Consider the following 22,502-nt stretch of genomic DNA (forward strand, 5'->3'; position numbering starts at 1 on the left):
CGCTATGGGATCACAATCGGGCCTATTGGGCGGCGGGTGAGCACGGCGCCCCAGGTCGGCCCGCTGCTGGCCTTGGTGCTGACCTCGCTCGCGGCGGTGGCGGCGCTGCTGGCGCGGGTCGGCGGGCTCGGTCTCGGCCGGGACATGCTGGTCGTCTCCGTCCGGGCCGCGGTGCAGCTCACCGCGGTGTCGCTGCTGATCGCGGCGGTGCTGCGCAGCGGCGGGCTGACGGCCGCGTTCATCGCGGGCATGGTCGTGATCGCGGTCGTGACGGCGGGGCGGCGCGTCACCGGGTCGCTGCGCGGGTCCGGCTGGTGGACGGCGCTGCCGATCACCGCCGGCGTCGCGCCCGTGCTGGGCCTGCTGCTGGCGTCCTCGCTGGTCCCGCCCCGGACGGTGGCGGTGCTGCCGATCGCGGGGATCTTCATCGGCGGCGCGATGTCGGCCACCGGGCTCACCGGCCGCCGCGCGCTGGACGAGCTGACCGCGCGCCGCGGCGAGTACGAGGGCGGCCTCGCGCTCGGCCTGCCGCCCCGCGACGCCGCGCTGGAGGTGTGCCGCTCGGCGGCCGCGCTCGCGCTGTTCCCCGTCCTCGACCAGACCCGCACGGTCGGGCTGGTCACGCTGCCGGGCGCGTTCGTCGGCGTGCTGCTCGGCGGCGCCGACCCGGTCGAGGCGGGCGCGGTGCAGCTGCTCGTCCTCATCGGGCTCCTGGCCATCGAGTCGATCGCGGTCCTCATCACACTGGAGCTGGTGGCCAGGGGCCGCCTCGACCACGCCGCGTCGTACAGGAGGTTGTGAATGGATGCCAAGGCGCTGGACGCGCTCGGCGGCGAGCTGCTCGACTGGCGGTTCAAGGCGATCCCGGCGTCCGCGCACGGGATGACGGTCCGCGCGGCGCGCGAGGCCCGGCTGCCGCTGGACGACTTCGGGACGCCGCTGCTGACCCTGGACGCCGGCGCCCTCGACCGCAACGTCCGGACCATGGCGCGGTGGACGGACGACGCCGGCCTGCTGCTCGCCCCGCACGGCAAGACGACGATGGCCCCGGAGCTGTGGCGGCGGCAGCTGGACGCGGGGGCGTGGGGCATCACGGTCGCGAACCTGCCGCAGCTCAGGGTCGCCCGCGCGTTCGGGGTGCGGCGCGTCCTGTACGCGAGCACGCTGCTCGACCCGGCCGGTCTCGCGTGGCTGGCCGGGGAACTGGACGAGAGCCTGGACTTCGAGTTCGTCTCCTGGGTCGACTCGGTGCGCTCGGTGGAGCTGATGGACGGGGCGCTGCGGGCGGCCCGGAGCCAGCGTCCGGTGGACGTGTGCGTGGAGCTGGGCGAGCCGGACGGGCGCACGGGCGTCCGCGACGACGGCGACGCGCGGGAGGTCGCCGACGCCGTCCGGAAGGCGCTGAATCTCCGGCTCGCCGGGATCGGCGGGTACGAGGGCGCCCTCGCGCACGACGCGTCCGAGCGGAGCCGCGCCTCCGTGGACGCCTACCTGCGCCGTCTCGCGAACCTGTACCGCGGGCTGGAGTACGAGGTGGACGAGCCCATGGTGACCGCCGGCGGCAGCGCGTACTTCGATCAGGTCGCGGACGTGCTCGGCGGCCCGGTCGCGGAGGAGGGCGGACGGGTCGTGCTGCGGTCGGGCGCGTACATCATTCACGACGACGGCTTCTACAAGGGCATTTCGCCGTTCGTGCGCGGGGCCGGCGCGCCGTTCCGCTCGGCCATGCACGCGTGGGGGCGTGTCATTTCCCGTCCCGAACCCGCGCTCGCACTCCTGGACGTCGGCAAACGCGACGTGCCGTTCGACGAGGGCCTGCCGGAGCCGCAGCTCGTCCGGGGTAAAGGCCCCCTGGACGGCGCCCGCGTCACCGCGCTCAACGACCAGCACGCATTCCTCCGCGACTCCGATGCCGAGGAAGGGGACGTGGTCAGGCTCGGTCTCTCCCATCCGTGCACGGCGCTCGACAAGTGGACGATGATCCCGGTCGTGGACGACGCCGACGCCCGGCACCCGGTCGTCGTCGACTACGTCCGCACGTTTTTCTAAGGGTCGGCCGGCCGACACAAATTACTGACGAGTTTGTGTCCGCCGACGAAATCGATTTACCACGCGACATTCGTGTTGGCCGAGGTGTTACGGTGCTTCCTGCATATCGGGGGCCGGACGTCCTCGCCGGGAACAGGCGGGACGGCCGTGCGATCACGGCCCGGCGCAGCCGGCGTGTGGTGACCGATTTCGTCCAGGCAGTGCGCCACGGGGGCCGATCTGCGCTGGACGACGTCCACGACACGGCGCTGACCCCGTCGCCGGGTCCGGTCGACCCCCCGATCGAGGGAACCGCGCGGCCCCGCGGCTTCCACCGGTCAGGGGAGCAGGCCGGCGCGGCGCGCGGCGGTCACGGCCTCCAGCCGGGTGTGGCTGTCGAGCTTGCGCATCGCCGAGCGCAGGTAGCTCTTCACCGTCTCGGGCAGCAGGCCGAGGTGCTCGGCGGCCTCCGCGTTCGTGCAGCCGATCGCCACGTACGACAGGACGTCCAGCTCGCGCGGGGCCAGCACGGGGCCCGGCGCGGCGTCCGACGCGTCCAGCCCGGCGGCGGCGAGGCGCAGCGACGCCCGGCGCAGGCGGTCGCGGGTCGGCAGGTCCCGCACCTCCTCGGCCAGCGCCCGGAGCTCCGCGTGGACGGCCCGCACCTCCTCCCAGCGCGCGGCCGGCGCGGCGGGCGAGCCCGGCGGCAGCCGCGCGAGGGCCTCGTCGGCGCGGTCCTGGACGGCGAGGTCCTGTTCGAGGTCGCGCGCGGCCTGGACGGCGGCGCCCACGACCCGGTCGGCCAGCCCCAGCGGTTCGCGCAGCGCACCGTACAGGACGCCGCGCACCCGCCGCCGGACGACGATCGGGACGGCGACGATCGACAGCAGCCCCTCGCGTCCGACGGGCTTGTCGTAGTCGTGGCTGATCGCCGCCGAGCACGGATAGTTGCTCACCCAGGCGGGGCGCCCCATCGCCATGGCCTTGCCGCCGAGCCCGTTGCCCTGGCGCACGACCAGGCCGTTCAGGGAGTCGGTCGTGTTGCCGACGAGTTCGGTGATGCGGAGCCGGTCCTGGCCGCTCAGCGCGCCGCCGAACACCATGGGCAGGCCGGTCGTGCGGTGCAGCGTCAGCACCGCCGTCCGGACGGCCCCCGCGTCGTCGCGCGTCATCCCGCGGGGACGGCCCCCGAGGCTCGCCGGACCTCCCGGCACAGGCGCATCCATGGCTCCGAGCATGCCTTGCGGGGGTCTCGGCGCGGAAGGCCGCGCGCTCAGAAAGTCATGCGTGCCGGGTCGCGGCGGTGTCCTCCAGCCCGAGGATGTCGACGGCCTCGGCGCGCATCTGCACCTTGCGGATCTTCCCGGTGACCGTCATCGGGAACTCGTCCACGACGTGCACGTAGCGCGGGATCTTGTAGTGGGCCAGCCTGCCCTCGCAGAACGCGCGCAGTTCCCCGGCGGTGAGGCCGGGCGCGCCCTCGCGGAGGCGCACCCACGCCATCAGCTCCTCGCCGTACTTCTCGTCCGGGACGCCGATGACCTGCGCGTCCACGATGTCGGGGTGGGTGTAGAGGAACTCCTCGATCTCGCGCGGGTAGATGTTCTCGCCGCCGCGGATCACCATGTCCTTGATCCGGCCGGTGATGTTGACGTAGCCGTCGCCGTCCATCACGGCGAGGTCGCCGGTGTGCATCCAGCGGGCGGCGTCGATCGCCTCGGCCGTCCGGTCGGGCTCCTGCCAGTAGCCGAGCATCACCGAGTAGCCGCGGGTGCAGAACTCGCCGGGCACGCCGTGCGGGACGGTGACCCCGGTCTCCGGGTCGATGATCTTGATCTCCAGGTGCGGCAGCACGGTGCCGACCGTGGACACCCGCCGGTCGAGCGAGTCGCCCGCCCGGGTCTGCGTCGACACCGGCGACGTCTCGGTCATGCCGTAGCAGATCGCGACCTCGCTCATCCCGAGCCGCTCGATGACCTGCTTCATCACCTCGACCGGGCACGGCGAACCGGCCATGATCCCGGTGCGGAGGGTGGAGAGGTCGAGGCCGCCCAGCGACGGCTCGTTCAGGACGGCGATGAACATCGTCGGCACCCCGTACAGCGACGTGCAGCGCTCGGCCGCGACCGCTTCGAGGGTCGCCTTCGGGTCGAACGCGGGCGCCGGGATCACGACGCACGCGCCGTGGCTGGTCGCCGCGAGGTTGCCCATGACCATGCCGAAGCAGTGGTAGAAGGGCACGGGGACGCACACGCGGTCCTCTTCGTCGTAGCCGCACAGCTCGCCGACGAAGTAGCCGTTGTTCAGGATGTTGTGGTGCGACAGCGTCGCGCCCTTGGGGAAGCCCGTCGTCCCGGACGTGTACTGGATGTTGATGGGGTCGTCGGCGGTGAGCGTACGGGCGATCTCGTTCAGGACGGCCGGATCACCCGTCCGGCCCGATTCCATGAGCGCGTCCCAGGCCGGGGTGCCGATGAGGACGACGTCGCGTAGGGCGGCGCACTTGGGCCTGACCTCCTCCACCATCGCCGCGTAGTCGGACGTCTTGAACGTGGACGCCGACACCAGCGTCCGGATGCCCGCCTGGTTGAGGACGAACTCCAGCTCATGCACCCGGTACGCGGGGTTGATGTTGACGAGGATCGCGCCCAGTTTCGCCGTCGCGTACTGGACGAGCATCCATTCGGCGCAGTTCGGCGACCAGATCCCGACACGGTCGCCTTTGACGACGCCGAGGTCGCGCAGGCCGAGCGCTACCGCCTCCACGTCGTCGGCGAACTGCTCGTACGTCCAGCGCTTGCCCGACGTCCGGTCGACGAGCGCGTCGCGCTCGGAGAAGGCGGCGACCGTCTTGTCGAGGTTCGCGCCGATGGTGTCACCGAGCAGCGGGGTGGTCGACACGCCCGACGCGTAGGAGAGGGTCATCGCAGGTCCTCCTCGCGGAACTCGCCGTCCGGCCGGTCGTTCTCGCCCGGGTGCTTGTCGTTCTCGCTGGCGCGCAGCTCGACCCGGCGGATCTTGCCGGAGATCGTCTTCGGCAGCTCGGCGAACTCCAGCAGCCGGACCCGCTTGTACGGGGACAGCTGCGCCCGGCTGTGCGCGAAGATCGCCTTCGCGGTCTCGGCGGTCGGCTCCCAGCCGTTCGCGAGCGTCACGTACGCCTTCGGGACGGCCGCCCTGACCGGGTCGGGCGACGGGACGACGGCGGCCTCCGCGACCGCCTCGTGCTCGATCAGCACGCTCTCCAGCTCGAACGGCGAGATCTTGTAGTCGGACGCCTTGAACACGTCGTCGGCCCGTCCGACGTAGGTGATGTATCCGTCCTCGTCGCGGGAGCCGATGTCGCCGGTGTGGTAGTGGCCGCCGGCCATCGCCTCCTCCGTGCGCTCGTCGTCGCCGTGGTAGCCGGTCATCAGCCCGAGCGGGCGGTCCTCCAGGTCGAGGCAGATCTCGCCCTCGTCCGCGGGCTCGCCGGTCAGCGGGTCGATCAGCACCACCCGGTAGCCGGGCAGCGCCCGTCCCATCGATCCGAGCTTGACCGGCTGGCCGGGCGTGTTGGCGATCTGGGCGGTCGTCTCGGTCTGCCCGAACCCGTCCCGGATCGTCCGGCCCCAGGCGTCCTCGACCCGCTGGATCACCTCGGGGTTCAGCGGCTCACCGGCCGCGACGACCTCGCGGGGCGGGGTGGCGAGGCGCCCGAGATCGGCCTGGATCAGCATCCGCCACACGGTCGGCGGCGCGCAGAAGCTCGTGATGCCGCAGCGCTGGATCGTGTCGAGCAGCCGGTCGGCGTCGAACCGCGTGTAGTTGAAGATGAACACGCACGCCTCGGCGTCCCACGGCGCGAAGATGTTGCTCCACGCGTGCTTCGCCCAGCCCGGCGACGAGATGTTGAGGTGGACGTCCCCCGGCCGCAGCCCGATCCAGTACATCGTCGACAGGTGGCCCGCCGGGTAGGACGCGTGGGTGTGCTCCACCAGCTTCGGCTGCGCCGTCGTCCCGGACGTGAAGTAGAGCAGCAGCGTGTCCCGCGACATCGTCAGCCCGTACGGGGTGAAGGCCGTCGCCTCGTCGTAGGCGCCGGCGTAGTCCACCCAGCCGTCGACGGGCGCGCCCACCGCGATCTTCGTGTACTCGCCCTCGACCCCGTCGAACTTCCCGGTGTCGGCCGAGGCGACCACCACGTGCCGCGCCCGGCCCCGCGTCAGCCGGTCCTGGAGATCGGCCGTGCCCAGCAGCGGCGTGCACGGGATCATGATCGCGCCGATCTTCATCGTGGCGAGCACGGTCTCCCACAGCTCCACCTGGTTGCCGAGCATCAGGATGATCCGGTCGCCGCGCCGCACCCCCGACCGCCGCAGCAGGTTCGCCACCTGGTTCGACCGCCGGGCCAGCTGCGCGAACGAGTGCCTCGCCTCGGAGCCGTCCTCCTCGACGATCCACAGCGCGGGCGAGTCGTTCCCCTCGGCGATCTTGTCGAACCAGTCCAGCGCCCAGTTGAAACCGGTCAGCACCGGCCAGCGGAACTTCTCGTACGCCGTCGCGTAGTCGTCGCGATGCGCGAGCAGGAAGTCGCGCGCCGCGCGGAACTCGACTGCGGGCATGGTCTCTCCTCGTAGCCGCACGGACACCCGGTCACCTGGATGGTTGGCCATCCGGGTGACCCGCGCCACCCCCGAACGGGGGTAGTCGTGATCGTCCTACCCGGTCGCCGCGGACGTCGACCGCGGCGACCGCGGCGACCGTGCCGCGTGCCCGCCGGTCCCGGCCGCAACGGCGGACGACCCGGGGCCGGATGGCCGCGGGTCGTCCGCCGTGATGCGCCTTCGTTCAGCGCTTGAGGGAGCGCAGCAGCTCCCGGGTCTCGTAGCGGCGGTTCCAGGCGATGGCGGCGAAGACGACCGCGAACGCGGCGGGCATCAGGGCCCAGGCGGGGTCGAGCACCAGCAGGTGGGTGGTGACGGCGCCGGCCATCAAGCCGATCAGCCCGGTCGCGGCGAGCCCGGCCAGCCGCGGGATCAGCAGCCCGATCGCGCCGGAGACCTCCACGACACCGGTGACGTACCGGAACCACTGGCCCCAGCCGATCAGCTCGAACGACTCGACCGCGTCGGCCTGCCCCACCAGCTTGGGCAGGCCCGAGGCGACCAGCAGGAACACGGCGAGGAGGATCTGCGGGACCCACAGCACCTTGCGCAGCGTGCGGCGGTCGGCGGCGGTCTGGACGGGGGCGGCGGTGCGGGACTGGACGGTCTGGGCGGTCATGGCGGTGGTCCTTCCGTACGGTGTGTCTCATCGGCCTTTCACTGACGCGTCGTACGGGCCGGCCCCCGATCGACACTCCGCCCGATTTTTCTTCAAGATTTTTCCGCCACCGCATAAGCCCAGGTCAGCCGGTAGGAGAGCTCAGTCGTGCGGCGCCGTCCCGGCCGGCAGGTGATCGTGCCGCCGGGGGCGCGCGGTTCCGCGGCGGCGCGCGACGACCGCCCAGACGAGCGGCGCCGTCCCGGCGGCCAGGCCGATGACCGCGGCGGGGAGCAGGAAGCCGAAGCGCAGGCCGATCGTGGCGCGCACGTCCACGCCGGGACGGCCGTCCAAGCGCATCACCACCACGGACCAGGCCCCGCCGGTCTTGTCCCACTTGACGGTGCGCGTCCCCGGGCCGGCGGAGCTGGCGACCCAGAACGGCTGCCGTGACGGCGGTGCGGTCGCCTGGGGGACGCCCTGGACGCTGCGGAAGACGGGCCTGAACGGGTCGAGGTCCGCCGACACGAACTCCTCGTGCGCGACACCGCGCAGATAGCGGTCGACCTGCTCCTTGGGCCCGACCCCCACGAACAGGGGGACGCGGGGGTCGGCGGGACGGACCACGATCTCGACCTCGGCGAGCTCCCCGAGGTCGGGCATGGGGTTCCCGGCGCGGGCCGTCTCGGACCCCACCTCGATCTCGTCGGTCTTGAGCGCGACGGCCGAGGTGCCGAAGCTCCGTTCCGGGGTCGTGAACGCGCCGCCGGAGGCGGCCTGCAGGGCCGCGGCGGCGGCCAGCCCGGACCCGGTGAGCAGCAGCGGGGCCGCGACGGCGGTGACGGCGAGGGCACGTTTCATGACCGGTCCTTTTTAGTACGACTGTGCTACCAAGACCGAAGGTAACACAGGTGTGCTATAAAAACCTCATGCCGAAGGTGGTGGATCCGGCCAGGCGCCGGCAGGACGTGGTCGCGGCGGTGTGGCGGGTCGTCCGGCGGGACGGGCTGGACCGGGCCTCGGTCCGCAACGTCGCCCGCGAGGCGGGGCTGTCGGCGGGCTCGCTGCGGCACTACTTCGCCACCCAGCCCGAACTGCTGGCGTTCACGCTCCGGACGATCATCGAGCGGATCGAGACGCGGATCGCCGCGGCCCCGCCGGCGGACGGCGACCCCCGGGACCGCGCCGCCCGCGTCCTCGGCGAACTCCTCCCGATGGACGCCGAGCGCGCCGCCGAGAACCACGTCTGGCTCGCCTTCACCGCCCGCGCGCTCGTCGACCCCGACCTGCGCGCGCTCTGCGAGGAGGCCCACGCCGCCCTGCGCTCCGGCTGCCGCGCCCTGGTCGCGTCCCTCGCCCCCGGAGCGGACACGGAACTGGAGACCGACCGGCTCCACGCCCTGGTGGACGGCCTCGCCGTCCACGCCGCCCTGCACCCCCGGACCACGACCCCGGCCCGGATGCGGGCCGCCGTGTCCGCCCACCTCGACGACCTCTACCGCCGCCCCTAGACGGGACGAGCCGCGAACCCCACCGCCGCCCGCCCCGCCCCCGTCCCCGTCTCCGCCGCCGAACTCGCGGTCAGTCCCCCAGCCGGGTCAGCGTGCTGGACCAGTCGTAATGGGAGCCGTGCATGACGGCGCCGTCGACCCAGGCGGTGCTCACGCCGTGCGGCGCTATCCGCATTTCCGGCGAATATGCCGTCGCCGCCCCTGTGCGCTTCGGCCGCAAAGAGCACCGAGTGAAGAAGTCGAAGAGGTAGTAGTCCGTCTTGGTGTACACGCTGCAGTTCCAGTAATACGTGCCCGCGGCCAGCCGAATCTCGTACGTGTGCTGCGCGACGCCAGGCGGGTTGTATTCGTCCCACTTGTGATTCCAGGCGTACTTGCCCGCTGCCAGGTCGATCTCGCGATCGGCCGGCCGGAGCCGCGCGCTGGCCGGCGCCACCCAGATGGCGGAGTCGGCGAGGAACATGTCCACCTTCATTATCTGCGCCGGCGGGGACGCGTTCGCCGGCGGCGCGGCCAGCAGTCCGCCGGCCAGCAGCGCCGATCCGGCGGCAAGTCCGGTGGCCGTTCTTTTCATTGCCATCCTGCCTCTCCTCTGGAGTTCTGCGTAATTGGCTCGATATTGGACAGCATCACATGGGGTCCGCCAATTCGCATACTGCGTCGGGAGGCATTGCCCGTACTCCGCGCGGAGTAGTGGCCCGAGCCGGTGAACGCGGCCCGCATGCGCCGGTCGTGCGTCACGACGACCAGGGCGCCCCGGTATCCGGCCAGCGCCTCCTCCAGTTGCTCCACGAGCATCGGCGACAGGTGGTTGGTCGGCTCGTCGAGCAGGAGAAGGTCGACGGGGTCGCTCACCAGCCGGGCCAGCTCGACCCGCCGCCGCTGCCCGTAGGAGAGCTGCGCCAGGCGCAGCCCGAGGTCGGACGGCCGGAACAGGCCCAGGGCGAGCAGCGCGTCGGCGTGCTCGTCCAGGCTTCCGGGACGTCCGCGCGCGTAGGCGCCCAGCACGGTCTGATCCGGTGCCTCGGCCAGGTCTCCAGCACGGCGGGCGTCCAGTTCGTCCTGGCGGAAGAAGCCGACGCGGCCTGCTCGGCGCACCTCGCCCGCGTCCGGCGCCAGCTCGCCGGCGAGCACCCGCATCAGCGTCGTCTTCCCCGCTCCGTTCGGGCCGGTCACCAGGAGCCGCTCACCGGCGTGGACGGTCAGGGAATCGATGCGGAGCCGCCCCTCGACCACCACGTGGTCGACGGCGGCGATCTCGGCCCCGGCGGCGGCCTCCGCCGTCGCCAGGGCGGCGGTGAAGCGCAGCGGCTCGGGCGGCGGCGGCGCCGGGTGGTCGGCGAGCCACCGCAGCCGCTGCCGCGACTGCCGGATGCGTCCGGCCGCCCCGTGCGTCCGCGAGCGCGCCCGCCAGGCCCCGGTGCCCATGCCCGCCTTGGCCGCCTTGCGCGGGATGCCCGCCAGCCGTCCGGCGTTGGCCGCGACCAGCGTCGCGTGCCGGTCGCGCTCCGCCGTCCACTCCTCGTGGGCCCGCAGTTGCGCGGCGCGTTCGGCGGCCTTGGCCGCGAGGTATCCGGCGTACCCGTCGCCGTAGCGGCGCACCCGCCCGTCGCGGACCTCCAGGATGGCGGTCGTCACCCGTTCCAGGAACATCCGGTCGTGCGTGATCGCCACGACCGTCCCCCGGTGGGCGCGCAACCGCTCTTCGAGCCACGCCACGGCCTGGTCGTCCAGGTCGTTGGTCGGCTCGTCGAGCAGCAGCAGTTCGGGAGCGGACGCCAGCGCGGCGGCCAGGGCGAGCCGGGAGCGTTCGCCGCCGGAGAGCGTGCCCAGGGCGCGCTGCCGGTCGAGCCCGGGGAGGCCGAGCCCGTGCAGCGCGACGTCCACCCGGGCATCGGCCTCGTAGCCGCCGCGCGCCTCGAACTCCGCGACGAGCTGCGCATAGGCGTCCAGGCCGCCTTCGCCGAGTGAGCGTTCGGCGGCGCGCATCCGGGTTTCGAGGTCGCGCAGGTCCGCCAGCGCCAGGTCGATCGCGTCGGCCACGGTCGCGTGCGGCGGGAGCGCGAGCGCCTGCGGCAGGTATCCGGTTCCGCCCGGCGCGGCCACCACGAGTTCGCCGTTGTCCGGCCGCTCGGCGCGGGCCATGAGCTTGAGCAGCGTGGACTTGCCCGCCCCGTTGTCGCCGACCATCCCGATCCGCTCGCCGGGCCGCACGGTGAGCGACACCCGGTCGAGGACGACCCGGTCGCCGTACCGCTTGGTGATCTCGGTGAGCGCCAGTTGAGCCGCCGCAGTACGCAAAGGCTCACCTCCTTGTCCGAATCGAGACGATACGTTCCGTCTCGTCTACCTCGAGTATGCGACCCGACGGCCATCCGGTCAAGACGGACCGTCTCGTCTCGCTCACTGCTATGCTCCTGGACGTGTCGCAGCCGAAGAAGCCGAACCCCGCCCGGCGTAGTGAGCGGTCGCGGCGGGCCGTCCTGGACGCCGCGCGCGAGCTGGTCTCCGAACTCGGATACGCCAAGGTCTCGATCGAGGCCATCGCCGCCCGCGCCGGGGTGGGCAAGCAGACGATCTACCGCTGGTGGCCGTCCAAGGGCGCGGTCATCTTCGACTCGTTCCTTGAGCTCAGCCGAGGCGAGGAGGGGGTGCGGCTGCCCGACACGGGCGACCTCGAAGCCGACCTCAGGGCCGTCATGCGGGCGACCGCCGCCGAGTTCGCCGACCCGGCGTTCGAGGCGCCGATCAGGGCGCTCAACATGGAGATCATCGCCGATCCCGCGCTCGCGGCCCAGTATCGCGAGAAGCTGGCCGGCCCGGTCGACGAAGCCAAGAAGGAACGCCTGCGCGCCGCCCAGCGGGCCGGCCAACTCGCCCCGGACGCCGACCTGGACCTGGTGCTGGAAGTGCTGTACGCCCCGCTCTACCAGCGCTGGCTCCACCGATCCGGCCCGCTCACGCCCCAGTACGCCGACGCCCTAGTGAAGACCACCCTCCGCGCCTTCGCCCCCTGACCCCTTCACCCCCCGGACCGCGAAGGACGCGGAAAAGACTGGGAGGGCGGCATGTTTGCGTTGGGGTTCTGCTACTTGGACGGGATGTAGGGCGGGGCTACGCCCCAGCCCCAGTGGGGCATGGGGGCTTCGAGGGGCGGCTTCGCGTCGGGCTGGGAGTTGGCGAGGGCGATCCGGGTGCCCCACTCGATGTAGGACGCGAACGCGGCGCGGAACTCGGGGTCGTCGGGGAGGCCGACCTCGTCCGCGGCCTCCATCAGGAGGGAGACCCAGCGGCGGCGCTGCGCCTCGGTGATGCCGCGGCCGAGGTGCTGCCGGACCATGTGGTGGTAGCCGCCGCGCTCACCGCTGTAGCGCTCCGGGCCGCGGAAGACCTCGGCGAGCCAGGCCGCCACCCATTTGGGGTGGTCCGGGGCCATGTGCTCGAAGAGGGGGAGGAGCAGGTCGTCCTTGAGCACGTTCGTGTAGAAGACGTCGGTGAGGCGCTCGAACGCCTCGCTTCCGCCCGCCCAGTCGTACATCGTCGGGACGGACGACCCGGTGCCCGCCACCGGCGTCCGCTCGTAGTGCCGCATCTCTTCGATCTGCCGCACGTACGGCTTGATCTCGGCGAAGAAGGCGGGGAAGTGCTCGCCGCCGCGGAACCCCTGCATGTGGTCGTCGGCGGACGTCCAGCGGATGCGCAGGATGTAGGAGGACGGTTCCTCGACGCACCGCGACAGCTCGTAGTCGACGCACTGGGGCGCCGCCGCGAGCGGGACGGACGCGCGCGCGTAGGCGGCCTCGAACTCGTCGGCGAGGTCCGGTTCTATGCGGTAGCGGATGTATTCGACGATCACGAGGCCCCCTGGACGCTGCCGGTCGGATAATCAATGTAATCCTGTAATCATCCACCCGGATAGCGAAACGACCAATTTCGTCGCGTCCGGCGGGGTGGCCGCGACCACCCCGCCGGACGCGTACAGGTCAGTCCCGCGACGGGGAACGGCGGAGCCAGGCGACCGCGCCGCCCGCCGCCGCGACGACCAGCGCGATCAGGCCGATCCACAGCCAGCCGGACGAGCCGCCCGAGTCCTCGCCGGACGTGGTCGCGGCCCGGCTGCTCGCCGGAGCGGGCGCCGGGGCCTGCGACGCGGAGCCGCTCGGCGAGCCCTTCACGGTGAAGGTGTAGGTGCCCCCGACCGGGTGCCCGTCCGAGGAGACGACCCGCCACCCCACCGTGTACTCGCCGTTCGGCAGCGCGCCGCCGACCGCCTGGGTGACCTTGTTGTCGACCGCTCGCGGCGATCCGGCCTGGTGCTCCGCGCCCGACGCGTCCGTCACGACCACGCGCGGCAGCCGCACCGGGTCCGAGTAGGTCAGGACGATCTCGGACGGCGCCGCGACCGTCGAGTCCTTCTCGGGGCTCGCGGACGTCAGCGCCGCATGGGCGGAGGCCGGCGCCGCCGTCAGGGCCAGGACCGTACCGGCGGCCAGGATGCCGGCCGCCGTCCGTCGCATCGCCTTGATCATGCCCGGCTCCGGGCGCGGCTCAGGACGTGGCCGCCGAGGCCGAGGCCCGCGACGCCGGCCGCGATGCCGATGCCGCCGAGGAGCCGGGCCGTCCCGTCGTCGGACGAGGCCGCGGCCTTCGCGGCGGGCTTCTGCTCGGCGGTGAGGCCGACCGCCGCCGCCCCCTTCGGGGTGAGCTTGAGGGTCGGCGCCGGGTGCTCCGGCTCGGCGGCGCCCTCGGCGGGCGCCTCCTCCCACTTCACGACCTCGCCGTTGGAGTACGTCTGGTCGGCCTTGAACATCAGCTGGCCGGTGTCGGTCGGGAGCGGCCCCATGGAGACGTCGAACTCCTGGAACTGGCCCGCCTCGATCTCGCCGCCCGACCAGGTGATCGTGGTGACGGCCTCGGTCAGCTCGCCGCCGTGGGACTGGATCGGCTTCGGCAGCGTGGACTTCTCGGCCTTCACCGTCCAGCCGGGGGCGGGCCGGACGGACACCGAGGCGAGCGGGTGGTCGGCCGGCAGGTGCACGACGACCTTCGTCGTGGCGGCGTTGTCGCGCTCGTTCGGCACCCGGAAGGAGACCTTGGCGTACGAGCCCTGCTCGGCGCTCTCCGGGTTGGCGGTGACGTGCGCGGACGCGGCGGTGGCGAGGGCGGCCACGGACATCGCGGCGAGTGACGTGAGGGCGCCCAGCCGGCGCGCATGCGTGGAGAAGGACATGACGGAACTCCGTTCGAGTCGTACGGGAGGAGCCGGGCGCGCCGTGGATCGGCTCGGCGCCCGGTGACGTACGGCGCCCGCTTCAGCGGTGTGCGAGCGCCCTCGAACGCGGCGGGGGACCCCGCCGGACGACCTGGTGCCGGAGCACCCGGCCGACGGCCGTACCGGCGGCCGCCGCCGAGACGACCGGTACCGGCGGCGGCGCCATCGGCGTCTCGACCGTCAGCAGGGTCAGGAGCAGCCGGACGGGACGGTCGGCGGCGCCGGCGATCCGGCGGGCCGCGGTCCACGCGGCGCGCTCGCCGCGCCGCAGCCACCACGCGGCGACCAGCGCGGCCACGCAGTGCGCGAGCGTCATGACCAGCCCGTTGCCCGCGCCGTGCGCCGCGGCCGGGGGCATGACGTCGGCGTGCATGGCGGCCGACTCCATGGCCGGCGACATGTGCGCGTGCGTCGCGGGCGCGTGGTGCGCGGCCGAGCCGGTGGCCGCCTGCGTGAAGAGCGTGTGCAGCGCGAACTGCCCGCCGAGGAGGCCGCCCAGGATCGTGGCGAGGGAGCGTTCGTGCCCCGCCAGCATGAGCGTCACGCCGAGGACCGCGCCGAACCCCGTCAGGCCCGCCCACCAGGGGACCGTGTCCCCGCCTGCGAGAACGTGCCCGAGGACGGCCAGGGCGACGCACACGGTGGCGAAGACCACCGCGCGGGACGCCCGGAACCAGGGCTGCGGGGGATGCTCGGACATGACGCGACCATCGTGCCACCACCGTCCGGCGGTGCGCGGCCGCCCCCGGGACAAGCCCCGACCCGCCCAACATCTTGGGGTTGCACAAAGATCGTCGACTAGATGTAGGGTTCAATCCCGTGCTGGTTCGCCCCCGCCGTCCGCGGCGGGGGCGACGTGAGAGGGAACCCGGTGCGAGTCCGGGACTGCCCCGCAGCGGTGAGCGGGAACGACCGCCGTCATAGGCACTGGGCCGTACGGCCCGGGAAGCGACGGCCAGTAGAGCGCCTCCTCCGGGAGGCGGCGCCCGCGAGTCCGAAGACCTGCCCGCACGTTGTTCGTCCAGGCCTCGCGGGTGGGCCGGGGGCGGAGCGCGGCCTGCCGCCGCGTCCCGTTCGCATGCCCCCGCGAGGCGGCTCGCGAGGGGAGATGCACGTGACACAGGCTCTGGCCGCGCCGCCGGCGACGGGGATCACCGCGGAGGTCGAGGCCGCCTGCGCAGGGGTGCCGGGGGTCGAGGCGGGACGGGTGCTCGCCGCCGTCCGGACGGGCTCCGGCGGGGCGCCGGCCGCCCGGAACCGCCCTGGAGGCGGGCTCGACGAGGCGGCGCTGCGCGATCTCGCGATCGGCGAGGCCGCCGCCCTGGTGCCCGCCGAACCCGGCTACTCCAAGGTCGCCGCGCGGCTGCTCGGCGCCCGGATCCGGGACGAGGCGGCGTCCGCCGGCGTCTCGACGTTCGCCGGGTCGGTCGCCGCCGCGCACCGCGCGGGCCTGCTGGCGGACGCCCCGGCCGCGTTCGTCGCCGCCAACGCCGCCGCCCTCGACGCGCTGGTCGACGAGTCCGCCGACGACCGGTTCGAGTACTTCGGCCTGCGCACCCTCTACGACCGGTATCTGCTGCGTCATCCGCGGTCGCGGCTCGTACTGGAGCGTCCGCAGCACTTCCTGCTGCGCGTCGCGTGCGGGCTCGCCCATCCCGGCGACGCCGCCGCGGGAGGGCGGTCCCCCTCGGCGGACGGCGACGGCGTGGCGGAGGCGGCCGAGCTGTACGCGCTGCTCAGCACGCTGTCGTACCTGCCGAGCTCGCCGACGCTGTTCAACTCGGCCGCGCGCCGCCCGCAGCTGTCGTCCTGCTTCCTGCTCGACTCGCCGCGCGACGAGCTGGAGTCGATCTACGAGCGGTACGGGCAGGTCGCGCGGCTCAGCAAGTACGCGGGCGGCATCGGGATCTCGTGGACGAAGGTCCGGTCGCGGGGCTCGCTGATCCGCGGCACCAACGGGCATTCGAACGGCATCGTCCCGTGGCTGCGCACGCTGGACGCGTCCGTCGCCGCCGTCAACCAGGGCGGCCGCCGCAAGGGCGCGGCCTGCGTGTACCTGGAGCCGTGGCACGCCGACGTCGAGGAGTTCCTCGAACTGCGCGACAACACGGGCGAGGACGCGCGCCGCACCCACAACCTCAACCTCGCGAACTGGATCCCGGACGAGTTCATGCGCCGCGTCGAGGACGACGCCGTGTGGTCGCTGTTCGACCCGAAGGAGGTCCCCGAGCTGGCCGACCTGTGGGGCGACGCGTTCGACGCGGCGTACCGGGCGGCGGAGAGGGACGGGCGGTTCGTCCGGCAGATGCCGGCCCGCAAGCTGTACGGGCGGATGATCCGCACGCTCGCCGAGACCGGCAACGGCTGGATGACGTTCAAGGACGCCGCCAACCGCGCCTGCAACCAGACCGCCGAGCCGGGCCAGACCGTCCACCTGTCGAACCTGTGCACGGAGATCCTTGAGGTGACGAGCGACGGGGAGGCGGCCGTCTGCAACCTCGGATCGGTGAATCTGGCCGCGCACGTCACTTCCGCCGGGGTGGATTGGGAGCGGCTTCGCTCCACGGTCCGCACCGCCGTCCGGTTCTTGGACCGCACCATCGACCGGGGCTTCTACCCCACCCCGGAGGCGGAGAAGGCGAACCGCAAGTGGCGACCGGTCGGCCTAGGCGTGATGGGCCTCGCGGACGTCTTCTTCACGCTGCGCCTGCCCTTCGACTCCGATGAGGCACGTGCGCTGTCGACGCGCATCGCGGAGGAGATCGCGCTAGCCGCCTACGACGCGTCCGCCGATCTCGCCGCCGCGCATGGCCCGCTCCCCGCCTACGCCATGACGCGCACCGCGCGCGGCCAGCTCCACCTGGACCACTTCCCGGACGCGGCGCCCACCCGTCCGGACGCGTGGGCCGCACTCCGGGAACGCGTCGCCGAGGTCGGGCTGCGCAACTCGCTGCTGATCGCGATCGCGCCGACCGCGACGATCGCGTCCATCGCGGGCTGCGGCGAGTGCATCGAGCCGCAGGTGTCCAACCTGTTCAAGCGCGAGACGCTGTCCGGCGAGTTCCTGCAGATCAACGGCTACCTCGTGGACGACCTGAAGTCGCTCGGGCGGTGGACGCCGGCCGTCCGGGAGGCGATCAAGAAGGCGAACGGGTCCGTCCAGGGCCTCGTCGACCTGCCGGACGAGATGCGCGCCCTCTACCGGACGGCCTGGGAACTGCCGCAGAAGGCGCTGATCGACCTCGCCGCCGCCCGCACCCCGTACATCGACCAGGCGCACTCGCTGAACCTGTTCATGGAGACGCCGACGATCGGGAAGCTCTCCTCGATGTACGCCTACGCGTGGCGCAGCGGGCTGAAGACCACCTACTACCTGCGGTCCCGTCCGGCGACGCGGATCGCGCAGACGACCGTCGCCGCGGCCGTGTGCTCGCTGGAGAACCCCGAGACCTGCGAGGCGTGCCAGTGAGCGCGCGGACGGAGGAGCGCGGCATGCTGCTCGACCCCGGCATGGACCTGACCCTGCGGCCGATGCGCTACCCCGGCTTCTACGAGCTGTACCGGGCCGCGATCCGCAACACGTGGACGGTCGAGGAGGTCGACCTGGCCTCCGACCTGGTGGACCTCGGCCGCCTCACGCCCGGCGAACTGCACCTCGTCAACCGGCTCGTCGCGTTCTTCGCCACCGGCGACTCGATCGTGGCGAACAACCTGGTGCTGAACCTCTACAAGCACGTGAACGCCCCGGAGGCCCGGCTCTACCTGTCCCGGCAGCTATATGAGGAGGCCGTCCACGTACAGTTCTACCTCACCCTCCTGGACACCTATCTGCCCGATCAGGACGAGCGCGTGCAGGCGTTCGCGGCGATCGAGCACATCCCGTCCATCCGGGCCAAGGCCGAGTTCTGCTTCCGCTGGATCGACTCGCTCGGCTCCCTGGACGAGCTCCGCACCGCCGCCGACAGGCGCGCCTTCCTGCTCAACCTCATCTGCTTCGCGGCGTGCATCGAGGGCCTGTTCTTCTACGGCGCCTTCGCGTACGTGTACTGGCTGCGGTCGCGCGGCCTGCTGAACGGCCTCGCCTCGGGGACGAACTGGGTCTTCCGGGACGAGAGCATGCACATGAGCTTCGCGTTCTCCGTGGTCGACACCGTCCGCGCCGAGGAACCGGAGCTGTTCGACGCCGAGCTGACCGAGCAGGTCGTCCGCATGATGGAGGAGGCCGTCCAGGCGGAACTGGCCTTCGCCCGCGACCTGTGCGGCGACGGCCTGCCCGGCATGGGCGCCGACGACATGCGCGCCTACCTCGAATACGTGGCGGACCAGCGGCTCGTCCGGCTCGGGCTCCCCGCCCGCTACGGCACCGCGAACCCGTTCGCGTTCATGGAGCTGCAGGACGTCCAGGAGCTGTCCAACTTCTTCGAGCGGCGGGTTTCGGCCTACCAGATCGGCGTCGAGGGGAGCGTCACCCTCGACGAGGCGTTCTGAACTTCTGCGACCGGGCACTCGTTGGACGGAGACCTAGTCCGAGGAGGACGACCATGCCCATCGTCGACCGGATCATGAGGTACGCGAAGGGCCCGCAGGGCCGCAAGATGCGCGCGAAGGCCGAACGGTACGCCCGCGACCCCCGCATGCGGGCGAAGGCGCGCGGCCTGCTCGCCAAGTTCCGCGGTGGAGGCCGCCGCCACTGACCCGGCCCACGACGGCCCGCCCCCACCCCAGGGGGCGGGCCGTCTGCGGCTCCGCCCCGGAAAGGCTCGCCTCCGATCGAGGATCTCGTGGTGGCGTCCGCCGGAACGAATCTCTTGCGAGCTGGACGTAACTGCAAGTCATTTGCAATAGTGGCCGTATGGCCGACTACACGCTTCCCGACCTGCCCTACGACTACGCCGCCCTGGAGCCGGCGATCACCGGCGAGATCCTGGAGTTGCACCACGCCAAGCACCACGCCGCCTACGTCAAGGGCGCCAACGACACGCTGGAGAAGCTCGCCGACGCGCGGGACAAGGAGCAGTACGGCGGCCTGGTCGGCCTGGAGAAGACCTTCGCGTTCAACCTCTCCGGGCACGTCCTGCACTCGATCTTCTGGGACAACCTGTCGCCGGACGGCGGCGACCGTCCGGACGGGGAGCTCGCCTCGGCGATCGACGAGCACTTCGGGACGTTCGAGGCGTTCCAGAAGCAGCTCACCGCGGCGACGTCCGCCGTGCAGGGATCGGGCTGGGGCGTCCTCGCCTGGGAACCCCTGGGCCGCCGCCTCGTCGTGGAGCAGATCTACGACCACCACGGCAACGTCGGCATGAACACCACACCGCTGCTGGTCTTCGACGCCTGGGAGCACGCGTACTACCTGCAGTACCGCAACGTCCGCCCGGATTACGTGGAGAAGCTCTGGTCGTTGGTGAATTGGACGGACGTGCGGGCCCGCTTCGACGCGGCCCGCGCGTCCTGAGAGACGGCGGCGCCGGACGCGGCGCCGCTCTGGGGGCGGCGTTCACCTGGCCGGGATCGTGCTCAGAACCTTTCCTCGCGGCCTGGTGAACGCCGCTTCCGCATTGGGCGCCGGCACTGGCGCGGCCGGACGCCGTTTTGCGTGGTCACCGTCCTGCCGGGGCGATGCGCCACCGCCGCTGGGACGACCCTAGGCTGCCCTACATGACCGGCGAGTACCAGCACTGGGAGAACGTCCCGACACGGTGGAAGGACAACGACGTCTACGGGCACGTCAACAATGTCGTCCACTACTCGCTCATGGACACCGTCATCAACGAATGGATGATCCGGACGGCGGGCTTCGATCCCGCGACGTCCGCCTCCATCGGCCTCTGCGTCGAGTCCCACTGCGAGTACAAGGCCGAGGTTTCGTTCCCGGACGCGATCAGGATCGGTCTCCGCATCGGAAAGCTGGGCCGGTCCAGTGTGCGCTGGGAGATCGGCATGTTCCGCGCGTCCGACGGGGTTACCGTAGCCGAGGGCCACTTCGTGCACGTCTTCGTGGACCGGCACACCCGCCGCCCAGTCGAGATCACGGGCCCCGTCCGCGCCGAGATGGAGAAGCTGGTCACCCCATGACCGATACCCGCGCCGCCGTCCTCGTCGAGTCGGGACGTCCCGCTCCCTACGCGTCCTCGCGCCCCCTGGAGATCGCCGACCTGCGCCTCGACCCGCCGGGCCCCGGCGAACTCCTGATCAGGATCGGCGCCGCGGGCCTCTGCCACTCCGACCTCTCGGTCATCAACGGCTCCCGCCCCCGCCCCCTCCCGATGGCCCTCGGGCACGAGGCGGCCGGCGAGGTCGTCGAAACGGGCCCCGGCACGGAGTTCGCCCCCGGCGACCACGTCGTCCTCGCGTTCGTCCCGGCGTGCGGCCACTGCGAGCGCTGCGTCGGCGGACGTCCCGCCCTCTGCGGCCCCGGCGCCCAGGCGAACGCCGCGGGCACCCTCCTCGGCGGCGGCAAGCGCTTCATCGCCCCGGACGGCACCCGCCCCAACCACCACCTGGGCGTTTCGGCGTTCTCCGAGTACACCGTCGTCTCGTCCCGCTCCGCCGTGAAGGTCGACCCCGACCTCCCGTTCGACATCGCCGCCCTCTTCGGCTGCGCCGTCCTGACCGGCGCGGGCGCGGCCCTCTACAGCGCGGCCGTGACCCCCGGCGACACCGTCGCCGTCTTCGGCCTCGGCGGCGTCGGCCTGGCCGCCGTCCTCGCCGCCAAGGCCGCCGGCGCCGCGACCGTCTACGCGGTCGACCTCGTCCCGGACAAGCTCGACCTCGCCGAGGAACTGGGCGCCCACCCCATCGAGGGCGGCCCGGACGCCACCGAGGCGATCCGCGACGTGACGTCCGGCGGCGCGGAGAAGGTCATCGACACGACCGGCGTGGTGCGCGTCCTGGAGCAGGCGTACGCCGCCACCCGCGCGGGCGGCACGACCGTCACCGTGGGCCTCCCCGCCCCGGATACGCCGCTGACCCTCCCCGCCCTCAGCCTCGTCGCGGAGGAGAAGACCCTACGCGGCAGCTACCTGGGCTCCTGCGTCCCCCGCCGCGACGTCCCCCGCTTCATCGCCATGTACCGCAACGGCGCCCTCCCGGTGGACGCCCTCCTCACCGGCCGCCTCCCCCTGACCGACATCAACGAGGGCTTCGACCACCTCCACACCGCCCAAGCCGTCCGCCAAGTGGTCACCTTCGACTGACCAGACGAACGCCCCCTTGCGCTGCTCCAGTACGGGGACGGGGGGACAGCGGCGTCCTGAAGATGGCGCGCCGAGGCCGACAGCAGTTCCCGGACGCGGGCGATGACCTGCTGCCACTCGGGCAGTTGGCCGTGGCAAAGGGCGTCCTCGCTCGCGGTACGGGCCGCCGCCTGCCCATCGAGCCTGCGCCGCTCGGCCGACACCAGATCACCGAAGTCGGACACGTCGCCGTCCTTCCACGTCGCGGACCTGGAAGCACCGCGGACACGGCGGCCGTCCCCAAAACGATCCCACACCCACCCAAGCGACAACCTCCTGGAACGCCGGGCAGCGAAGCTCACGTAACCGCCGGCCACCAGAGAACCCGCGCGCCGCTCGGTTTCGTTGTGCCCGCCATGGGACGGGCGTCAAGCTTGGTCTCGAGCGGTGACCAGCGCAGCCCGGTACTCGCCGAGCCACCCGGCGTACACGGTCCACTCGGCGACGAGGCGGCCGAGCCGTGGCCGCAGCGGGCCCCCGGCGTCCTTGAGCATCGTGGTCAGGGCGCCGAGCTGAGTGGAGACGGGGGCGAGGACGGCAGCGGCTCCGAGCGCGTCCTCCAGCCTCCGCTGCCCGGCCAGGACGATGGCCAGGGCCTCAAGCACCGCGGCATCGAGCCGCGCGGGGCGCAGCGTCGCAAGAGTGAGGCGCTCAACATCGTCCGGCGTGAGGCCATCGCGGTGCCATGCGGCGCTGCGGGAGTGCGGGCAGGCGCCGAGTCACCGTGGACGAGATCGAGCAGACCAAGGCCCGTCTTCGGGAGGATTTCCCGGGCTGGACCATCATCCGCAACCTCGACCTGCTCGCCGTCGCCCTCGCGCCCAAGGGCTACCGGTACGTCAAGCTCTACCAGGCCGACGAGCTCCCCACCCGCCCGCCAACGCTGTGGGTCTTCGCGTTCGGCCTGGACGACCACGTCCGTGTTGCGGTGAGCGTCCGCGCGACGCCCGGCGGCAACTGGGCCTACTACGAAGCCGGAAGCAGACGCTGCGGCCACCTTTCGCCCTGCGGTGACACCAAGCACGCCGCCGACCAGGTGGACGCACTGCTCAAACACCGCATGTTCCCCGCCACCTGGTAACGCCGAGGGAATTCTGATGACGCATCTTCCCCCACCTCACCTCAGCGACCATCCAGCCGCCCGCCTGGGGCTCGACACCGACATCGGTCAGGCCCTCGGCGATCTGCGCCGCGCTTTCCCCGGTCCCTGCA

The 22,502-nt window shown here is 72.3% G+C and carries 23 protein-coding genes and 1 riboswitch; of the genes, 11 read left to right on the plus strand and 12 right to left on the minus strand.

The window, feature by feature from the left end; translation table 11 throughout:
• Positions 1 to 36: 36 nt before the first annotated feature.
• Positions 37 to 801: an ABC transporter permease gene (locus ACA511_RS03935; RefSeq protein WP_375022641.1), complete on the plus strand. Its 765-nt coding sequence runs from the start codon at positions 37 to 39 to the stop codon at positions 799 to 801.
• Positions 802 to 2,049, plus strand: a complete 1,248-nt coding sequence (locus ACA511_RS03940; RefSeq protein WP_375022642.1) for an amino acid deaminase — start codon at positions 802 to 804, stop codon at positions 2,047 to 2,049.
• Positions 2,050 to 2,366: 317 nt separating this feature from the next.
• Here ACA511_RS03940 and ACA511_RS03945 read toward each other — a convergent pair whose 3' ends face one another.
• From ACA511_RS03945 to ACA511_RS03965, 5 genes are all read right to left on the minus strand, one after another.
• The gene (locus ACA511_RS03945) at positions 2,367 to 3,200 is read right to left on the minus strand and encodes a response regulator transcription factor (protein WP_375022643.1); all 834 of its coding nucleotides are present in this window, start codon (positions 3,198 to 3,200) and stop codon (positions 2,367 to 2,369) included.
• A gap of 109 nt (positions 3,201 to 3,309) precedes the next feature.
• Positions 3,310 to 4,953 carry an AMP-binding protein gene (locus tag ACA511_RS03950; protein ID WP_375022644.1) on the minus strand — a complete coding sequence of 548 codons (1,644 nt, stop codon included), beginning with the start codon at positions 4,951 to 4,953 and terminating at the stop codon, positions 3,310 to 3,312.
• The gene (locus ACA511_RS03955; RefSeq protein ID WP_375022645.1) at positions 4,950 to 6,632 is read right to left on the minus strand and encodes an AMP-binding protein; all 1,683 of its coding nucleotides are present in this window, start codon (positions 6,630 to 6,632) and stop codon (positions 4,950 to 4,952) included. The genes ACA511_RS03950 and ACA511_RS03955 overlap by 4 nt, the downstream gene beginning before the upstream one ends.
• A 226-nt stretch (positions 6,633 to 6,858) precedes the next feature.
• Positions 6,859 to 7,293, minus strand: coding sequence for a DoxX family protein (locus ACA511_RS03960; RefSeq protein ID WP_375022646.1), 435 nt, complete (start codon positions 7,291 to 7,293; stop codon positions 6,859 to 6,861).
• A gap of 141 nt (positions 7,294 to 7,434) precedes the next feature.
• Positions 7,435 to 8,133 carry a hypothetical protein gene (locus ACA511_RS03965; RefSeq protein WP_375022647.1) on the minus strand — a complete coding sequence of 233 codons (699 nt, stop codon included), beginning with the start codon at positions 8,131 to 8,133 and terminating at the stop codon, positions 7,435 to 7,437.
• Between the two features lie 68 nt (positions 8,134 to 8,201).
• Here ACA511_RS03965 and ACA511_RS03970 point away from each other — a divergent pair, with 68 nt between their 5' ends.
• Positions 8,202 to 8,783, plus strand: a complete 582-nt coding sequence (locus ACA511_RS03970; protein WP_375022648.1) for a TetR/AcrR family transcriptional regulator — start codon at positions 8,202 to 8,204, stop codon at positions 8,781 to 8,783.
• A 70-nt stretch (positions 8,784 to 8,853) separates the two neighbouring features.
• Here the strand turns inward: ACA511_RS03970 and ACA511_RS03975 are convergent, their stop codons facing one another.
• Entirely contained in the window at positions 8,854 to 9,363 is a 510-nt protein-coding gene (locus ACA511_RS03975; RefSeq protein WP_375022649.1) for a hypothetical protein, read from the minus strand.
• Positions 9,354 to 11,084: a ribosomal protection-like ABC-F family protein gene (gene abc-f / locus ACA511_RS03980; RefSeq protein WP_375022650.1), complete on the minus strand. Its 1,731-nt coding sequence runs from the start codon at positions 11,082 to 11,084 to the stop codon at positions 9,354 to 9,356. Before abc-f ends, ACA511_RS03975 begins: the two co-directional genes overlap by 10 nt.
• A gap of 110 nt (positions 11,085 to 11,194) precedes the next feature.
• Between abc-f and ACA511_RS03985 the strand changes: the two genes are divergently transcribed.
• Positions 11,195 to 11,800 carry a TetR/AcrR family transcriptional regulator gene (locus tag ACA511_RS03985; RefSeq protein ID WP_375022651.1) on the plus strand — a complete coding sequence of 202 codons (606 nt, stop codon included), beginning with the start codon at positions 11,195 to 11,197 and terminating at the stop codon, positions 11,798 to 11,800.
• 71 nt (positions 11,801 to 11,871) lie between these two features.
• On the opposite strand, the gene ACA511_RS03990 is transcribed toward ACA511_RS03985, so the two are convergent.
• The 4 genes from ACA511_RS03990 to ACA511_RS04005 all read right to left on the minus strand — a co-directional run bounded on the left by ACA511_RS03990 (position 11,872) and on the right by ACA511_RS04005 (position 14,755).
• Entirely contained in the window at positions 11,872 to 12,639 is a 768-nt protein-coding gene (locus ACA511_RS03990) for a group II truncated hemoglobin (RefSeq protein WP_375022652.1), read from the minus strand.
• A gap of 127 nt (positions 12,640 to 12,766) precedes the next feature.
• Positions 12,767 to 13,300, minus strand: coding sequence for a copper resistance protein CopC (locus tag ACA511_RS03995; protein WP_375022653.1), 534 nt, complete (start codon positions 13,298 to 13,300; stop codon positions 12,767 to 12,769).
• A gap of 8 nt (positions 13,301 to 13,308) precedes the next feature.
• Positions 13,309 to 14,013 (minus strand): YcnI family protein, encoded by a 705-nt coding sequence (locus ACA511_RS04000; RefSeq protein WP_375022654.1) that lies wholly within the window; start codon positions 14,011 to 14,013, stop codon positions 13,309 to 13,311.
• Between the two features lie 82 nt (positions 14,014 to 14,095).
• Complete coding sequence (locus tag ACA511_RS04005) at positions 14,096 to 14,755, minus strand: hypothetical protein (RefSeq protein WP_375022655.1); 660 nt, start codon at positions 14,753 to 14,755, stop codon at positions 14,096 to 14,098.
• 106 nt (positions 14,756 to 14,861) lie between these two features.
• Positions 14,862 to 15,080: riboswitch (cobalamin riboswitch) on the plus strand.
• A gap of 83 nt (positions 15,081 to 15,163) precedes the next feature.
• Between ACA511_RS04005 and ACA511_RS04010 the strand changes: the two genes are divergently transcribed.
• The 6 genes from ACA511_RS04010 to ACA511_RS04035 all read left to right on the plus strand — a co-directional run bounded on the left by ACA511_RS04010 (position 15,164) and on the right by ACA511_RS04035 (position 21,251).
• Positions 15,164 to 17,524 (plus strand): ribonucleoside-diphosphate reductase subunit alpha, encoded by a 2,361-nt coding sequence (locus tag ACA511_RS04010; RefSeq protein WP_375022656.1) that lies wholly within the window; start codon positions 15,164 to 15,166, stop codon positions 17,522 to 17,524.
• Positions 17,521 to 18,543 carry a ribonucleotide-diphosphate reductase subunit beta gene (locus tag ACA511_RS04015; protein ID WP_375022657.1) on the plus strand — a complete coding sequence of 341 codons (1,023 nt, stop codon included), beginning with the start codon at positions 17,521 to 17,523 and terminating at the stop codon, positions 18,541 to 18,543. The genes ACA511_RS04010 and ACA511_RS04015 overlap by 4 nt, the downstream gene beginning before the upstream one ends.
• Positions 18,544 to 18,596: 53 nt before the next feature.
• Positions 18,597 to 18,749 (plus strand): hypothetical protein, encoded by a 153-nt coding sequence (locus ACA511_RS04020; protein WP_375022658.1) that lies wholly within the window; start codon positions 18,597 to 18,599, stop codon positions 18,747 to 18,749.
• Positions 18,750 to 18,907: 158 nt separating this feature from the next.
• On the plus strand, positions 18,908 to 19,510 hold the full coding sequence (locus ACA511_RS04025) for a superoxide dismutase (RefSeq protein WP_375022659.1): 603 nt from the start codon (positions 18,908 to 18,910) through the stop codon (positions 19,508 to 19,510).
• Positions 19,511 to 19,713: 203 nt separating this feature from the next.
• Entirely contained in the window at positions 19,714 to 20,130 is a 417-nt protein-coding gene (locus tag ACA511_RS04030; protein WP_375022661.1) for an acyl-CoA thioesterase, read from the plus strand.
• Positions 20,127 to 21,251, plus strand: coding sequence for a zinc-dependent alcohol dehydrogenase family protein (locus tag ACA511_RS04035; RefSeq protein ID WP_375022662.1), 1,125 nt, complete (start codon positions 20,127 to 20,129; stop codon positions 21,249 to 21,251). Before ACA511_RS04030 ends, ACA511_RS04035 begins: the two co-directional genes overlap by 4 nt.
• 407 nt (positions 21,252 to 21,658) lie before the next feature.
• Here ACA511_RS04035 and ACA511_RS04040 read toward each other — a convergent pair whose 3' ends face one another.
• Positions 21,659 to 21,895 carry a hypothetical protein gene (locus ACA511_RS04040; protein WP_375022663.1) on the minus strand — a complete coding sequence of 79 codons (237 nt, stop codon included), beginning with the start codon at positions 21,893 to 21,895 and terminating at the stop codon, positions 21,659 to 21,661.
• A 119-nt stretch (positions 21,896 to 22,014) separates the two neighbouring features.
• Here ACA511_RS04040 and ACA511_RS04045 point away from each other — a divergent pair, with 119 nt between their 5' ends.
• Positions 22,015 to 22,371 carry a hypothetical protein gene (locus tag ACA511_RS04045; protein ID WP_375022664.1) on the plus strand — a complete coding sequence of 119 codons (357 nt, stop codon included), beginning with the start codon at positions 22,015 to 22,017 and terminating at the stop codon, positions 22,369 to 22,371.
• The last annotated feature ends 131 nt before the right edge of the window (positions 22,372 to 22,502 follow it).

Origin of the sequence: Actinomadura sp. GTD37 (genome assembly GCF_041951365.1) — a bacterium.
Lineage (GTDB): Bacteria > Actinomycetota > Actinomycetes > Streptosporangiales > Streptosporangiaceae > Spirillospora.

Bases quoted from the DNA above. Each gene is read 5' to 3' on its own strand.
- ACA511_RS03940 (WP_375022642.1), top strand. From the start codon at position 802: ATGGATGCCAAGGCGCTGGACGCGCTCGGCGGCGAGCTGCTCGACTGG.
- ACA511_RS03945 (WP_375022643.1), bottom strand. From the start codon at position 3,200: ATGACGCGCGACGACGCGGGGGCCGTCCGGACGGCGGTGCTGACGCTG.
- ACA511_RS03950 (WP_375022644.1), bottom strand. From the start codon at position 4,953: ATGACCCTCTCCTACGCGTCGGGCGTGTCGACCACCCCGCTGCTCGGT.
- ACA511_RS03955 (WP_375022645.1), bottom strand. From the start codon at position 6,632: ATGCCCGCAGTCGAGTTCCGCGCGGCGCGCGACTTCCTGCTCGCGCAT.
- ACA511_RS03960 (WP_375022646.1), bottom strand. From the start codon at position 7,293: ATGACCGCCCAGACCGTCCAGTCCCGCACCGCCGCCCCCGTCCAGACC.
- ACA511_RS03965 (WP_375022647.1), bottom strand. From the start codon at position 8,133: ATGAAACGTGCCCTCGCCGTCACCGCCGTCGCGGCCCCGCTGCTGCTC.
- ACA511_RS03970 (WP_375022648.1), top strand. From the start codon at position 8,202: ATGCCGAAGGTGGTGGATCCGGCCAGGCGCCGGCAGGACGTGGTCGCG.
- ACA511_RS03975 (WP_375022649.1), bottom strand. From the start codon at position 9,363: ATGGCAATGAAAAGAACGGCCACCGGACTTGCCGCCGGATCGGCGCTG.
- ACA511_RS03985 (WP_375022651.1), top strand. From the start codon at position 11,195: ATGCTCCTGGACGTGTCGCAGCCGAAGAAGCCGAACCCCGCCCGGCGT.
- ACA511_RS03995 (WP_375022653.1), bottom strand. From the start codon at position 13,300: ATGCGACGGACGGCGGCCGGCATCCTGGCCGCCGGTACGGTCCTGGCC.
- ACA511_RS04000 (WP_375022654.1), bottom strand. From the start codon at position 14,013: ATGTCCTTCTCCACGCATGCGCGCCGGCTGGGCGCCCTCACGTCACTC.
- ACA511_RS04005 (WP_375022655.1), bottom strand. From the start codon at position 14,755: ATGTCCGAGCATCCCCCGCAGCCCTGGTTCCGGGCGTCCCGCGCGGTG.
- ACA511_RS04010 (WP_375022656.1), top strand. From the start codon at position 15,164: ATGCACGTGACACAGGCTCTGGCCGCGCCGCCGGCGACGGGGATCACC.
- ACA511_RS04020 (WP_375022658.1), top strand. From the start codon at position 18,597: ATGCCCATCGTCGACCGGATCATGAGGTACGCGAAGGGCCCGCAGGGC.
- ACA511_RS04025 (WP_375022659.1), top strand. From the start codon at position 18,908: ATGGCCGACTACACGCTTCCCGACCTGCCCTACGACTACGCCGCCCTG.
- ACA511_RS04030 (WP_375022661.1), top strand. From the start codon at position 19,714: ATGACCGGCGAGTACCAGCACTGGGAGAACGTCCCGACACGGTGGAAG.
- ACA511_RS04035 (WP_375022662.1), top strand. From the start codon at position 20,127: ATGACCGATACCCGCGCCGCCGTCCTCGTCGAGTCGGGACGTCCCGCT.